This is a genomic window from Citrobacter sp. wls613 (assembly GCF_005281195.1).
Taxonomy (GTDB): Bacteria; Pseudomonadota; Gammaproteobacteria; order Enterobacterales; family Enterobacteriaceae; genus Citrobacter; species Citrobacter gillenii.
Map to the genome: position 1 here is coordinate 1 of NZ_SZXN01000014.1, position 15440 is coordinate 15440.

Consider the following 15440-nt stretch of genomic DNA (forward strand, 5'->3'; position numbering starts at 1 on the left):
GGAAGAAATGACCTGCTTATTCGCACCTTCCCTAGTTGTGGTGGCTATATAAAATTATTCAGATATTCATCAAATGAAGTTGTTTTTTTATTTTGTCATTAATTCAATGAATGCATTTTGATTTAATTATTTTTGTTTGTTTGTATTAGATGTAATTTTTCTTGTTTCCTTGATTTAAATAAATAATATCAATGTGTTATTTGATGAAATAGTGATTTCGATCAGTTTTTAATGTCTATAAAATATCGGATTACCTTAGCATACTAATTATAATCATTAATTCTTATTGACAGTCACTGGTCGTCATACGCAGAAAACGCCCTCAACGGTGTCAGGCTGTGAGTGATTGGAAAGGGAAAATGCGCCATTGGGAAAAGTGATATACCGGTAGGATTCACCGGTTTGAGAGGGACGTATGGGTGACAGTTTTCAGAATGAAGTGCCGACGGCACGCGTTAACATTAAATTGGATCTACACACAGGAGGCGTTCAGAAGAAGGTTGAACTACCGTTAAAACTTTTGACTGTGGGTGATTTCAGTAATGGTAGAGAACAGCGACCATTATCTGAGCGTGAAAAGGTTGATATTAATAAAAATAATTTCAATGACGTGTTAGCAAAGTTCTCTCCAACCGTGAACCTGAGTGTGGTAAATACGTTAGCGGGTGACGGTTTAAATGAAGAGATTAATCTTACTTTTAAGAATATCCGTGATTTTGAACCGGAGCAGGTAGCGCGAAATATCCCACAACTCCGCGTGCTATTGGCAATGCGTAATTTACTGCGCGATTTGAAATCTAATTTACTTGATAACGCCGCTTTTCGCCGTGAGCTGGAAATCGTCCTTAAAGATCCTGCCCTGAGTCAGGAGTTGCGTGATGAGTTGGCAACAATGATGCCAGAAGAGATTTAACGCTATACAGGGTTTCCTCCGCTTAAGCGGCTGGAATAGTAAAGGATCATTAAAGGAATATGTTGATGTCTGTTCAGGAACATACCTCTTCAGCTGCGGCTACCACCACGACGGGTGAGCGCAGTGTTTATCAGTCCCTCTTTGACAAAATTAATCTTGCTCCGGTTTCTTCATTGAAAAATGTCGATGCGTGGCAGAGTGATGAAGCGCTTTCCGATGCGGCTCCGGCTGAACGTGTGACCGCTGCCATTCAGGTTTTAGTCTCATGTCTGGCAGATGCGACACAACCACTGGAGCGTCTGGATAAAACGCTACTTGATGACCAAATTGCGCGTCTGGACAAACAGATTAGCGATCAGGTCAATGAAGTTATGCACCATGCTGAATTCCAAAAGCAGGAATCGCTCTGGCGCGGTTTGCATTCGATGATTATGGGTATCGATTTTCGCCGTAACGTTCGCGTCGAAATGATGGATATCAGTAAAGACGCATTACGCGATGACTTTGACGATGCGCCGGAGCTCATCCAGAGTGGGTTGTATCGTCATGTTTATATTGAAGAATACGATCAGCCTGGCGGTGAGCCTATTGCTGCAATGATCTCCGCGTATGAATTCGACAACAGCCCGCAAGATATTGCGCTTCTGCGCAATATTTCTGGTGTCTCAGCGGCTTGTCATATGCCATTCATTGGCGCAGTCGGTCCGAAATTCTTCCTGAAAGATAATATGGAAGACGTCGCCGCGATTAAAGATATCAACGATTATTTTGAACGTGCTGAATACATCAAGTGGAAAGCATTTCGTGATAGTGATGATTCCCGCTATATCGGGCTGACAATGCCGCGGGTACTTGGCCGCCTGCCGTATGGCCCTGATACCGTGCCGGTACGTAGCTTTAACTATGTCGAAGAGGTTAAAGGTCCCGATCACGATAAATACCTGTGGACCAGTGCATCTTTCTCTTTTGCTGTGAACATGGTGAAAAGTTTTATCAAGAATGGCTGGTGCGTTCAGATCCGTGGCCCACAGGCAGGTGGCGCGGTTAAAGACTTACCGATCCATTTGTACGATTTGGGTACCGGTAATCAGGTGAAGATTCCGTCTGAAGTGATGATCCCTGAAACCCGCGAATTTGAGTTTGCTAATCTTGGCTTTATTCCTCTTTCTTATTATAAGAATCGAGATTACGCCTGTTTCTTTTCTGCTAGCTCGGCGCAAAAACCGGCTCAGTTTGATACCCCAGAAGCGACAGCGAACAGCCGAATTAACTCACGCCTACCGTATATTTTCCTGCTTTCCCGCATTGCGCATTACCTGAAAATTTTGCAGCGCGAGAATATTGGTACGACAAAAGATCGTCGCTTGCTCGAACTTGAACTCAACAACTGGCTACGCAGTCTGGTAACCGAAATGACGGATCCAGGTGATGATTTGCAGGCCTCACATCCGCTTCGTGATGGGCGAGTTGTGGTGGAGGACATTGAGGATAACCCAGGGTTCTTCCGTGTGCGCCTGTATGCCATTCCTCACTTCCAGGTTGAGGGGATGGACGTCAGCTTGTCGTTGGTTTCACAGATGCCGAAGTCGAAATCTTAACGATACCGAGCACAGGAGGTGCGATGAAGATTTATCGTCCATTATGGAGCGAAGGGGCCTTTCTGGCCCCCCAACAGTTTCAGCAACAAACACGCTGGGATGCTTATGTGGCTGACGTTGTTGCCCGTATGTCACTGTCATCTCCGTGGGGAGTCATCAGCGCAGAGTTTGACGAAAGTGCACTGGCTGTTTTTCGCTTAAATCCGGTCAATCTGGTCGTGCGTTTCCCTGACGGTACGTTAGTGGACACGAGTGTTTCAGACAACCTGCCTCCGGCGTGTGATTTATCTCATCTCACTGGCTACAACAACGTTGATGTCGTGCTGGCATTGCCGCTGCTTTCTGCAAACGGCGGCAATTTGTCATTAGGGGGCGGTGTCAGTCGCCCTTGTCGCTGGCAACAGGAGTGGTTACCCGTCCAGGACTTATCCGGCCAGGAACGGACTGATATGGCGGTATTACGGAATGCTATTACGCTGCGGTATGCCCATGATGATAACAGTGCTTATCTGACCTGTCCGGTCGCTTGTCTTATTCGAAATGCCCAAGGGCAATGGGAGTTAGGGGGGGATTTTTTACCGCCTTCACTTTCACTCACGGCAAGCCCCTTATTGATGAATTTACTGAGCGATTTGGTGCACCGCATCCGGGCCAGATGCCGCCGTTTGATGGCGTTGCGACGCGAAAGTAACGAACGAATGGCAGATTTTGCCGTAGCAGATGTATCGCTTTTTTGGTTGCTAAATGCGCTCAATAGCGCGGAGCCCGTGCTGAGTGAAATGCTAGAAAATCCCGGACGACATCCTGAACTACTGTGGCGAGAACTGGCGCGACTGGCAGGCAGTCTCCTGACGTTTTCATTGGATCATGATGTCAATGCTGTACCGCCTTATCAGCATACCCATCCAGATCGCGTATTCCCGCCATTGTTTGCCCTGCTGGTAGAACTGCTGGAAGCCAGCCTGCCTTCTCGTGTTGTCTCTATTGAACTAATACAGGAGCGACAGTTCTGGTATGGCGTTCTGGCGGATGCCCGATTGCGTGAAGGGGCTGATTTTTACCTTTCTGTCCGTTCGGATCTTCCTGCGCATTTACTCCTGACGCAGTTTCCACAGCTTTGCAAAGCAGGTAGCCGAGCCGATGTGTCTGATGTCGTCAATGTGGCGCTCAGTGGTGTGCCTTTAAAACCGTTGACTCATGTACCTGCGGCTATCCCGTTACGACTGGAAAACCAATATTTTGCGCTTGAGATTAATCATCCTGCTGCCCAGGCAATGCTGGAGGCGGGTAATTGCGCCTTCTATGTCCCAGGAACGCTAGGAGAAATTCAACTTGAGCTGTTCGCAGTATTAAGGGATTAAACGACATGAAGAAGGACATCGATCAGGTTTTCTGGCCGGCCTGGCTTGCCGTAAGCCAGCTACGTAGTGGCGCCGACGTAGACGATGGGGCCGCGCTCTATCGGCGCGCCTGTCAGTGGGTTGATTCTGCGCGTGAAGCCTTACGTGAAATGGGATACAGCGATCATAGCGTTGAACACATGCTGTATACGCAATGTGCATTACTGGATGAAAGCGTATTGAACCGTAATCGGCAGGACAGCGGTTATATCACTTGGCTGGCCACACCATTGCAAGCCCGCTATTTTAATACCACCAACGCCGGAGAAGAGCTTTGGGAACGTATCCGTACGGTACTTCGGGAGCCCGTTCCCGATATCGCGGTATTAACCTGTTTTTATCGTGCGGTCACGCTCGGTTTTGTTGGCCGTTATCGTGAGCAGGGAGATGAACGTCGTGAGGATGTGCTTGAAGCGCTGGCGGCTCAGGCTATGCCTTTTAAATTAAAGCACGATGCTCCTGTGGTCATTCGAGCCTCAGGTTTTTCTGGTGGGCAGCGTCGCTGGTGGTCGGCCTGGGTTGTGGGGGCGGTGACGTTAGGCGCCATGTGGCTGGTATTTTCTCACGTCCTGCAGGAGCAGGTTACTCTGCTTATTGGACAAGGTTAAGACATGATCCAGTTGCGAGGGATCGTGAACTACGTGCTGGCAACCGTGTTGGCATTGTTGTTGATCTGGGGATTCAGCCCGGTAAGTACCGGTGTGCGAGGCGGTCTTAGCGTTCTGATTTTGGTGTTGGCCATTCCAGGGATCGTTTATGGCTGGCGTCACTATAGCCAACTTGCATCTGATCATTCGGGTATTGACGTGCCTCTACCCCCTGAAAGTTTTCAAGGGCCGGTGGTATTGGTGTGTGGTGATAGTGAGCGATTGTTTGTCGCACGAGGGGCTTCTTGTGAAAGCTCACAGGGCTGGTATCTATGCGTCCAGACACCGGAACATTTTGCGGTTCTGGTTCGCCAAATAGCGGTACAACGTCCGGGTCTTCTGATGCGGGTTTCCGTTATGTTGGCGTTGACCCCGGAACAGCATAACGATGAAGACGCGCTTAAGCACATGCTGCTCAGTTGGCGGCGTGTGGTAATGCAGAGTCGGCGTTGGCTATCAGGAATACCACCGTTATGGTTGTGCTGTTGGTTGAATTATCCTGAGTGTAAAGAAACTGCGCGCTGGTTTATTCGTACGCCTCAGGATGCGGAGGTGCAGTCTGCCACGGGCTTAGACGATTTTGCCCCATTCTCTTCGGAAGAGCGTCCGGCTCGCCATTTTCATCTTACCCATGCCATATGGCTGGATAACTTATTGAATTGGCTGAAAATCGTGCAAGGTGATGCCGGGCGTAATGTTCCGTCTCTTTTTTCAGCTTTGCGCGTGGTGTGCTTCACTTCTTTAAGCGGCAGAGAAAATAATCTGTGGCAGCAGCATATTGCCAGTCAGACAACGCTTTCTCCTGCAGTGTCTTCTGAATCCGTTTTACTGCCATTTCCGGATCTGGCTTTGTCTTTTTTATCTCGTCGCCGGGCATTAACGGCATTTCAACGCACAGTAGGCGTGAGTGGCTTGCTGTGTGGTGTTTTTGTTGGTCTGGCGATGCTGTTCAGTTTTATCAATAACCAGCATCTGATCAGAGTCACAAACGATCATCTGACTTTATATAGCCGTCTGACTGGCAATCCCGTCGAACCTAAAATTCAGGCTCAGGACCAACTGCGGCGTGATATCGAGCGACTTGATCGTTGGTACCAGCGTGGTGAACCGCTTTCTCTTTCAATGGGCCTATATCAGGGTATGAGACTGATTCCTCCGCTTCGGGCGGCTATCAGTGACTGGGTGCCTCCTGCAAAACCGAAGATCGCAGCACTGCAAACCGTCCGTCTCGACAGTATGTCGCTGTTTGATACCGGCAAATGGGCCTTAAAAGCGGATTCAACAAAAATTCTCATCGCCGCACTGGTCAATATCAAAGCCAAACCGGGTTGGCTGATTGTTGTCGCTGGGCATACCGATGATGTTGGCGATGAGAAATCAAATCAGCAACTTTCTCTCAAACGCGCGGAGTCCGTTCGTGACTGGATGCGTGACACCGGCGATGTACCTGAGAGTTGCTTTGCCGTTCAGGGCTACGGTGAATCGCGCCCTGATAAAACAAACGATACGCCGGAAGGCCGGGCTGCCAACCGTCGTGTAGAAATCAGTCTGGTGCCGCAGGCTGATGCCTGTCGGACGCCGGGTATGAAGGAACCGTCACCGGAAGGCGGTGACGCATTAGCGAAGTAAAAAATGGAGAAAGAATTATGGCTATTCCAGTCTACTTATGGCTGAAGGACGACGGCGGCGCGGACATCAAAGGTTCTGTTGATGTGAAAGATCGTGAGGGCAGTATCGAAGTGGTGGCTCAGGAACATAACCTGTACATCCCTACCGATAATAACACCGGTAAGCTGACCGGGACGCGTATTCATACGCCGTTCATGTTCACCAAGGAAATCGATGCATCCAGCCCGTATCTGTACAAGGCTGTTACCACGGGTCAGACCTTGCGCCAGGCGGAATTTAAATGGTATCGCATCAATGATGCGGGTCAGGAAGTGGAGTACTTCAATACGACTTTGCATAACGTCAAAGTCGTGAAAGTAAACCCAGTGATGCACGACATCAAAGACCCTGCCAAAGAGAAGCACAACCACCTGGAGCAGCTTGAGCTGCGCTACGAGAAGATCGTCTGGACATACAAGGATGGCAATATCATCCATTCAGACGCCTGGAACGAGCGTACCACCGCGTAATGCTCAAACGGATGAGGATTTCCTCATCCGTTTTTTTTTGCCCTCTGCTGAGCGCTTGGAAAGCACGTTCAGCAGAGAGTGACAACGTCAATATTACCTTATGGGCATTGGATTACGGCCAGGGGCGGTAGCGTGTCTGGATACAGGGAGTCAGGAAGCAAATGGAACATCAGTCAGCAGTGTTATTACGGCGCCTCAACCCTTACTGCGCGCAGGCTCTTGAAGCTGCGGCATCGTTATGTCAAACGCGAGCGCATGCAGAAATTACACCTGAGCATTGGTTACTGAAGTTACTGGAGCAAGGGGAGGGCGATATTACGGTAATCGCTCGGCGCTATGAATGGGATATTGATAATCTCTGGCAGTCGTTGCTGGCACATCTTGATGTCCAGTCTCGTTCCGTTAAAAGCCGTCCGCAGCTGTCAGAACCGCTTATTTCTTTAATGCAACAGGCCTGGCTATGTGCCGCGACGGATGAAAATTCGCAAATACGCGGCGTACATCTGCTGATGGCGCTGGTGGGAAAGCCTTCGCTACTGAAGTGTGATGGTTTGTGGCCGCTTCTGAGCGCCGGGCATACCCAACTGGAACGGCTCCTGCCGTTACTAAATGCCCAGTCGGATGAGCGTCCGGAAAGACAGCAAGAAGCCGCTCTGGCGCAGGTTTTTCCAGATGACGAAGTGCGTCCTGGCCTGGCTCAGTCGACGTTGTCGCCAGCATTACAAGGTGTACTGGATAAATTTACCCTGGACGTGACCGCGAAAGCGCGTGCCGGCGATATCGACCCGGTATTTGGTCGCGATAATGAAATTCGCCAGATGGTGGATGTATTGTCACGTCGGCGGAAAAATAATCCGATTCTGGTCGGTGAGCCAGGAGTGGGTAAGACCGCGCTGGTAGAAGGCCTGGCGCTTCGCATTACTGAAGGTAACGTACCGGATAGCCTGAAATCGGTGACGCTGCGCACCCTGGATCTTGGCCTGCTTCAGGCGGGAGCGGGAGTGAAAGGTGAGTTTGAACAGCGTTTGAAAAACATTATTGATGCCGTGCAGCAGTCCCCAACGCCAGTTTTGCTGTTTATCGATGAGGCTCACACCATCATTGGTGCAGGTAATCAGGCGGGGGGCGCGGATGCGGCTAATCTGCTCAAACCTGCTCTAGCCAGAGGGGAGCTGCGGACCATCGCGGCGACCACCTGGAGCGAATATAAACAATATTTTGAGCGTGATGCCGCGCTGGAACGGCGCTTTCAAATGGTAAAAGTGGATGAGCCGGATGATGAAACGGCTTGTCTGATGCTGCGTGGTTTGAAATCGCGCTATGCCAAACACCACGGCGTGCATATCACCGATGAAGCGGTCAAAACTGCTGTTACGCTCTCCCGCCGTTATCTTACGGGAAGACAATTGCCGGACAAAGCTGTTGACCTGTTGGATACTGCAGGTGCCAGGGTGCGGATGAGTCTTGATACTGTTCCTGAACCCCTCACGCGTTTAAAGTCAGAGATCACCGCGCTTGAAATGGAAAAGCAGGCACTACTTGAAGATATCGCCGTAGGCAATGGTCAACATGCTGAACGACTGACGGCAATTGAACAGCAGGAAAACTGTCTGCTGGTCGAACTTGATGAACGCGAAACCCAGTATGGTCAGGAAATGACCCTCACTGAGCAGCTTATTGACTGCCGTCGTGATATTTCGCGTCAGGCAGAAACGACTGAATTGCAGCACAAGCTTAATGCACTTCAGCAGGGTAATCCTTTGCTGTTTCCGGATGTGGATGCACGTGCTGTTGCCACGGTAATTGCTGACTGGACCGGTGTTCCTATTTCCTCATTACTGAAGGATTCCCAGGCCGATTTGCTGACGCTCGAAACCCAAATGGGTAAACGCGTTGTTGGCCAGGAGTATGCGCTGAACGCTATTGCGCAGCGTCTGCGTGCATCAAAAACGGGCCTTACACCGGAAAACGGCCCGCAGGGTGTGTTTCTGCTCACAGGACCCAGCGGGACCGGGAAAACGGAGACGGCACTGGCGCTGGCCGACATCCTCTTTGGCGGTGAAAAGTCGCTGATTACCATTAATCTGTCTGAATATCAGGAACCGCATACCGTGAGCCAGCTCAAAGGATCACCTCCGGGATACGTAGGGTATGGTCAGGGCGGAGTTCTGACGGAAGCCGTGCGAAAACGCCCCTATAGCGTGGTATTACTGGATGAAGTAGAAAAGGCGCACAGGGATGTCATGAACCTGTTCTATCAGGTGTTCGATCGCGGCTTTATGCGCGATGGTGAAGGGCGTGAAATTGATTTTCGTAACACCGTTATTTTGATGACCTCCAATTTGGGCGGCGATTCTATTATGCAGATGCTGGATGAACAGCCGGAAACGACAGAGTCCGGTTTGCATGAACTACTGCGTCCACTTTTACGCGATCACTTCCAGCCAGCCTTGTTGGCGCGCTTCCAGACCATTATCTACCATCCGCTCAGTGAACCGGCGTTACGTACGATTGTACAGATGAAACTGGATCAGGTTAGCCAGCGATTACTGCGTCACTACGGTATCACCACAACGATATCCGAGAACCTTTTTGATGCCCTGACCGCCGCTTGCCTGCTGCCGGATACGGGGGCGAGGAATATTGACAGTCTACTGAATCAACAAATCTTGCCAGTACTCAGCCAGCAGTTGTTAACGTATCTTGCCGCACAGCAAAAACCTCAGCAGCTTACCTTGGGCTGGAGTGATGAAGGGGGCATTGAGCTCATATTAGATCCCGAATGAGAAAATAAAGTCCAGTGATAAGCATATCGCTGGGCTTTATTTTGTGCTGTGTCGTACCTTTTTCTAAAGGACTAAATATGGATAGTGCAAAAGATATAGCAACAGATATGCTCGATGCGATTAATGTTGATCATTCTGGTTTTTTAGGTGCTCTGGCAAAAGGATTTATATCATTCCCAGTGAGCATGGGGTATCTGGCCTATGATTTTCTGGATACAGAACATCGTTGGAATAATCAGAATGATACATACAGGTTTGCGTTACTTATTAAGAGAGTAACATTCAATAAGGAGTTGATAGGTAAAGTTATTGGAGTTTTTATTGATGATTTTGCTTCCAGAGTAAATCTTGTTTTAATGGCGGAGAGGGTTTCCGGGAATATTGCAGGGAAAGTGTTATTTTCTAAATTAACTGGCATTAATCTTGGTATTCTGATCTCAGAACGATTGGTCGCTGCGTTTTTTTCAGGTGCTGCTATAGGTACAATTCTTGCAGTGGGGGCGGAGGTATCCAGAGCAATCTATACATCCCGCTATCTTGCCGAAAGAAATCCGTCTCACTATCAAAAGCTAAGAGATCGGGGGGATTTGGATCTTCTTTATTTCCTTGTTGAGGATATTGTGAAACCCTTTGAGAAAGCGATTGATATTAGTAATACAAATATAGATTGTTTTAATGAGGTTTGCCAATGTTTTCTGGATGGTCTGGGAAGTTTAGAAATATAACTATATATTTAATGTATTTTTGTATATTCGCAGTAGGTGATATTTTATGCACTCTGGGTATCGGTTTTTCTATTTGGTTCTTTTTTATTTCTGAAGATAATTATCGATATTTCTGGGGTGCGGTAAGCATTTTATTGATTTTTTTAGGGTATGTTTTGATGCGGCTTTTCTGGCCTCACGTGCGTAGTCATTGGGATGATTATCTATAACGATCTAATTTAACACGAAGGGCGTTGCTTGTCAGTTATCGATATGCGTTTGATAAATGATGTTCTGATTATTTATCGGGGTATGGCGAGCAGTAATTTTCTGATGAATTATAAAGCGCATTTTTTCAACTGATTTTGACGTCGGGCTATTAAACGGAGTTAACCCTATGAATTTGGAACCAGCAACACCAGAAGCCTCGCTTAATCGCTATAGTCTGACTATTTCCTCATGTCCGTATAAATTAGACGTGGAGCGTTTTGAGGGGCTGGAGCAGTTAAGCGTCCGCTACCATTATTCGATTTATTTCACCTGCACCAGCCCTAAACTGACCGCCGATATGTTCCTGAACCAGCCGGCGTTACTGACGATGAAAGGCGGGGAATTACTCAGTGCCCGGCCGGTGAAGTTTGTGCACGGCGTGGTCACCCACTTCCGGCGTCTGGCGGGGTCGCGGGACCAGGTCAGCCACGAAATCATCGTGGAGCCTTATCTCTCCCTGCTGGATAAACAGTTCCGCACGCACCGTTTCTTCGTGAATAAATCGGTCCCGGAGGTGGTGGGCGAAATCCTGCAGGAGCACGCGCTGCGCGGCTGGGAGTATGAGTTCACGCTGACGCAGAGTTACCCGAAGCGTGAGCAGATAAACCAGTACCAGGAGAGTGACCTGGCGTTTATCGAGCGTCTGCTGGCGGAAGTGGGGATATTTTACTTCTTCACGCTGCAGCCGGATACGCGCACGGAAGTGGTGCATTTTGCTGACCAGCAGAGTGCTTATGAGTTTGACAAACGGCTGGCGCTGGACAGTCCGTCAGGGATGAGCGACAGCGGGGCAGACTCCGTCTGGAGTCTGAACATCCGGTATCAGGTGGCACCTGCGGGGGTGACAGCGAAAGATTACAACCACCGTGAAGCGCAGAAAGTGCTGCAGTCGGCAAGGGCGGATATCACCAGTGGCGAGGGTGAAGAGATGCGCTATGGCGAGGTGTATCACTACAAACCGCGTCATCTGGAGGCGGGGGATGCATCCGACCCGGCCCCGGAGACGGCGAACTTCTGGGCGCGGCTGGACCATGAGCGTTTTCTGGCGGAGCAGACGCTGATAACGGGTGTGAGTACGGATGCAGGGCTGCGTCCGGGGCAGGTGCTGACGGTGACGGACAGCAGCGTGCCGTCGACGCTGCCGGGCGTGCTGCAGCAGCCGGTGGTGGTCATCCGCACCGGTTTCAGCGGCAGCAGGAAGGAGGCGCTGAAGGTGACGCTGGCGGGTGTGCCGTACAGTGAGACGCAGTGCTGGCGCCCGGCGCTGAAGCCGAGGCCGAAGGTGAGCGGCACGCTGACGGCGCGGGTCAGCAGCCCGAAGAGCGGGGATATGTATGCTCACCAGACGGCGGAAGGGTTGTACCGGGTGAAGTTCGACGCAGACCAGGACAGCAAACAGCAGGGCTATGAGAGCATGCTGCTGCGCCTTGCCAAACCCTACGGCGGCGACACCTACGGTATTCACTTCCCGCTGATACAGGGTACGGAGGTGGCGGTGGCGTTCCACGAGGGAGACCCGGACCGACCGTATATCGCCCACGCGCTGCATGACTCGCGGCACCCGGACCACGTGACGGACGCAAACAACACGCGTAACGTCATCCGCACGCCGGCGAACAACAAGCTGCGTATGGAGGATAAACGGGGCGAGGAGCACGTCAAACTCAGCACCGAGTACGGCGGGAAGACGCAACTAAACCTGGGGCATAACGTGGATGCACAGCGTGCGTTGCGGGGAGAAGGGGCAGAGCTACGCACGGACGACTGGGTGGCGGTACGCGGCGGTAAAGGGGTCTTAATTAGTGCGTATAACCAGCCGCAGGCCCAGGGAGAGATGTTGGACATGCGTGCTGCAATTGCTGAGCTGCAAAATGCACTCGAACTGGTTACAGCGTTAGCGAGTAGTGCCAAAGTATCCGGTTCACTTGATGCCGATATCGCTTCACAGCAGGAACTGACGAAAACGCTGGCGCAATTAAAAGGGGCGGGTTTGTTACTGAATGCCCCTGCTGGCATAGGTGTGGCCACACCTAAAAATATACAGCTTACCACGGGGCATTCTTTAACTGTCACAACAGGAGAAAATGCAGATCTGACGTTGTTTAAACGTCTGACCGTTGCCGCCGGAGACGCAATTAGTCTGTTTGCCCAAAAAATGGGTATGAAAATTTTTGCCGCCAGAGGAATGATCGATATTCAGGCGCAAACTGATGCCATGCGATTGCAGTCAGATAAAACGATGAATATTAATAGCGTTAATGGTGAAGTTGTTTTAAACGCCCAGCAGGGGATTACACTCACCAGTACTGGCGGAGCGTATATAAAAATCAAAGATGGATCCATCGAGCTTGGCGCACCGGGGAGTCTTAAGCTAAAAAGTCTTGATATCCAGTGGGGCGGAGTAGGCATCCTTGAAAAAGCGCTTAAGCCGATGAGTGTTTCTGACCCGCAATATAAATACCCTATGAATGGTGCTTTTCAGATCGTTGATAAAGGGGATGGGAAGCCTAAACCGTACATTAAATATCGTATTGAAACTGAAAGTGGTGAAACTATTCGTGGTGTGACTGATGAGAATGGATATACCCAATCTCATTACGGCCTTGAACCCCAGACTATGAAGTTATTCTTTGAATAAAATAGGTTGGTATCATGAGCGATACATCCACATTACCCGTAGCAGAGAATCAGTTAAGTAAAAAAGAAAATAACGCCTTACAGATATCACATGAATCATGTGATATCTATTATTGTACCGAAAATCAGGAGTTACTATTCTTAACGACGGCAGCAGCGAAAAATCTTGATGAGCATGCCAGTGAAATAATGACGGCAGTTGATGAATTTCATCAGGCTAACGAGGGATATTCTAAAGCTGTTGAGGAGTTTGGTGTATTAAATTCAAAAATAGAGGAAAGTGCCGCCCTTACTGATAAAGAGAATAACATTGCTAGTCAAGAAGCTAATTTAACTAGTAAAAGGGATGCTATACAAAAAGTAATTGGTAAGTTTGAATCTGAAGGTGCTGGTTATGAGGATGTGGTTGAGCTCATCCCTATCTCTCGAAAAAATGGTGGCGCTGGCACTAAGAAACGCTATGCTTTTGCAAAAAAAGGATATGTTGATAATTTGGGAGCAGGAGTCAGACATAAAGTAAAATTTAAACAATCGGATGCGGATAATATCCTAAAAAGAGAGAATGGTAATATAACAGGTATATCAGTTGCCAAATTAAAAAAGCAAATTAAAGATCTTGAATTCGAAAATAAAGGTGTAAACCTTTTTGATCCAATCGACAAGAAATTAATAGATGAGACGTTAACGGGCTGGGCAGAAAGCTGGAATAACAGTCTGGTTTCGCATAAAGAAATTGGCCAGTTTATCGATTTTTCAGCTGGGGCGCAGTTCATGCGCTGTACGTCTAATTTGGCGGCTTCTGCGGAATGGGATCCATCAACCGGAGAGTTGGCTATCAAAGGTGAGTTCAAGGCCACGCTTTCTCTGGCTTCTGGCATTGTTGAAACGACATTTTATCTTCCGGATCGCGTCGGCTGGAGCCTGACATTTCAGCCTGAAAATCGAACTGAACCATTAAAAATGGGAATGCTCAGATTCTATCTGAAAACCTCACTGATTGGCTTTGTGGGCGCCTCTGCCCAGGCTGAAGCGCAATTGCAGATTACCACCTATGGCGGTAAGCAAATGATTATGGGTAACAGTGCCGGGCGCCTACCGAGATTTAGTGAACGGCATGTGAGCGGAGCAACCTTCCATAAGGCCAGAGAGGAAAACGAAGATGGCGCCAAAGTTAGCGCAGAAGCTTTTGGCGGCGCGCGCGCAGAACTAAAGCTCGCAGGTGGAGTACAGTGGTTGCAGCCGCCGGAACTAACCGTGCGCCAGGGCAAGACCGGAGACGATGCCAAAGAAGCTAACGAGTTCGCCGATTTTTGTACCTTTACTGAAAGCCTAGTTGGAATGGCCGGTGCCGGAATTGGTGGTACTTTTCAGTGTGATTTCGTTAACGGTAAGTTTTGTTTCAAAATCGCGGCCAGCCTCTGTGTCGGACTCGGGGCAAAAGGCAGTTTTGAAGCCGAAGTGGATTTCGACAAATTTTATGAATTTTCAAAATGGCTCATTTATCAGCTGTATGGATAAGACTACGCGTTTTTCGAAATAGTGGCACAGAAAGCTTTTGAGGCCTTTACCCAGGTTAGTGTTTTATTGCTTTCAGATATGGAAGAGTCAATTAAAAATGGGTTATCAGCTTGCAGTGAAACGGTCAAGTCAATAGGTGAGGAATTTGATGACTTAATTGAAGACATTGAATCTGTCTTTGGTGATTCTGAAAGAAGAAATAAGCTGGCAGCAAATATTATTAAGAGCCCTGATTTACTTCTGATGCGAACTCCTGAGGCCAAAGGAATATTACTCTACCTGCTTACCCGCCACGGCGTCGCGGATCATTTTGATTTTGATAATCGCGGTGATTATTTTATCGATATTTATCAGGAGCGCAAACAAGCGATTATTGTTGTTTTACAATCCATTCAGACGCAGCGCGAATGGTTCCAGATATTTAGCCGATTTAATACCAGTGGGAGTGATATGGCAGAGGGGAACTCTGCCTTAAAATATATGGTGGCGCAAAATTCAATGAACGCGGTAAGGCGTTTTCTGCAGGAAGGTTTCGATAAAGACCGTGAAATGGATCTTATCTATAAGAGATTAAGAACGACGCCTGCCTGGGGGTATGCCCTAACGATGAACAATACCACTGTGTATCGCTTAACGACGGCGGATAACCCCTTTTATCCGCGTATGGGAACATTTTCACCGCTGTCTGGCGCAAATTCTGAGGAATGGTCATGAAGATAAAATATCCGTTATTACTCCTGAGTCTGGCCGTCAGCGCGATGGCTGGCTGCGATCAAAACCCCACCTCAGTCACCCCCCTGCACAGTGCGGAAGAGCAGGCCCGGCTGCA

Annotated in this window: 11 protein-coding genes; all 11 read left to right on the forward strand. The window is 49.0% G+C overall.

What is annotated here, in order from left to right; all coding sequences use genetic code 11:
- Positions 1 to 415 precede the first annotated feature (415 nt).
- The 11 genes from tssB to FDX01_RS23290 all read left to right on the forward strand — a co-directional run bounded on the left by tssB (position 416) and on the right by FDX01_RS23290 (position 15325).
- The gene (gene tssB, locus FDX01_RS03410; RefSeq protein ID WP_137399231.1) at positions 416 to 913 is read left to right on the forward strand and encodes a type VI secretion system contractile sheath small subunit; all 498 of its coding nucleotides are present in this window, start codon (positions 416 to 418) and stop codon (positions 911 to 913) included.
- 65 nt (positions 914 to 978) lie between these two features.
- Positions 979 to 2511: a type VI secretion system contractile sheath large subunit gene (gene tssC, locus FDX01_RS03415; RefSeq protein WP_137399232.1), complete on the forward strand. Its 1533-nt coding sequence runs from the start codon at positions 979 to 981 to the stop codon at positions 2509 to 2511.
- Between the two features lie 23 nt (positions 2512 to 2534).
- A complete protein-coding gene (tssK, locus tag FDX01_RS03420; protein WP_117342664.1) occupies positions 2535 to 3872 on the forward strand; it encodes a type VI secretion system baseplate subunit TssK in 1338 nt (445 codons plus the stop codon).
- Between the two features lie 5 nt (positions 3873 to 3877).
- Positions 3878 to 4519, forward strand: coding sequence for a type VI secretion system protein TssL, short form (tssL, locus tag FDX01_RS03425; RefSeq protein ID WP_117342663.1), 642 nt, complete (start codon positions 3878 to 3880; stop codon positions 4517 to 4519).
- 3 nt (positions 4520 to 4522) lie between these two features.
- On the forward strand, positions 4523 to 6187 hold the full coding sequence (locus FDX01_RS03430; RefSeq protein WP_137399233.1) for an OmpA family protein: 1665 nt from the start codon (positions 4523 to 4525) through the stop codon (positions 6185 to 6187).
- A gap of 17 nt (positions 6188 to 6204) precedes the next feature.
- On the forward strand, positions 6205 to 6696 hold the full coding sequence (gene tssD / locus FDX01_RS03435; RefSeq protein ID WP_117342662.1) for a type VI secretion system tube protein TssD: 492 nt from the start codon (positions 6205 to 6207) through the stop codon (positions 6694 to 6696).
- A 161-nt stretch (positions 6697 to 6857) separates the two neighbouring features.
- On the forward strand, positions 6858 to 9482 hold the full coding sequence (gene tssH, locus FDX01_RS03440) for a type VI secretion system ATPase TssH (RefSeq protein ID WP_137399234.1): 2625 nt from the start codon (positions 6858 to 6860) through the stop codon (positions 9480 to 9482).
- Positions 9483 to 9559: 77 nt separating this feature from the next.
- The gene (locus FDX01_RS03445) at positions 9560 to 10207 is read left to right on the forward strand and encodes a hypothetical protein (protein WP_137399235.1); all 648 of its coding nucleotides are present in this window, start codon (positions 9560 to 9562) and stop codon (positions 10205 to 10207) included.
- 376 nt (positions 10208 to 10583) lie between these two features.
- Entirely contained in the window at positions 10584 to 13094 is a 2511-nt protein-coding gene (gene vgrG / locus FDX01_RS03455) for a type VI secretion system Vgr family protein (RefSeq protein ID WP_137399236.1), read from the forward strand.
- Between the two features lie 14 nt (positions 13095 to 13108).
- A complete protein-coding gene (locus tag FDX01_RS03460; protein WP_249360846.1) occupies positions 13109 to 14611 on the forward strand; it encodes a hypothetical protein in 1503 nt (500 codons plus the stop codon).
- A gap of 21 nt (positions 14612 to 14632) precedes the next feature.
- Positions 14633 to 15325, forward strand: coding sequence for a hypothetical protein (locus tag FDX01_RS23290; protein ID WP_249360847.1), 693 nt, complete (start codon positions 14633 to 14635; stop codon positions 15323 to 15325).
- The last annotated feature ends 115 nt before the right edge of the window (positions 15326 to 15440 follow it).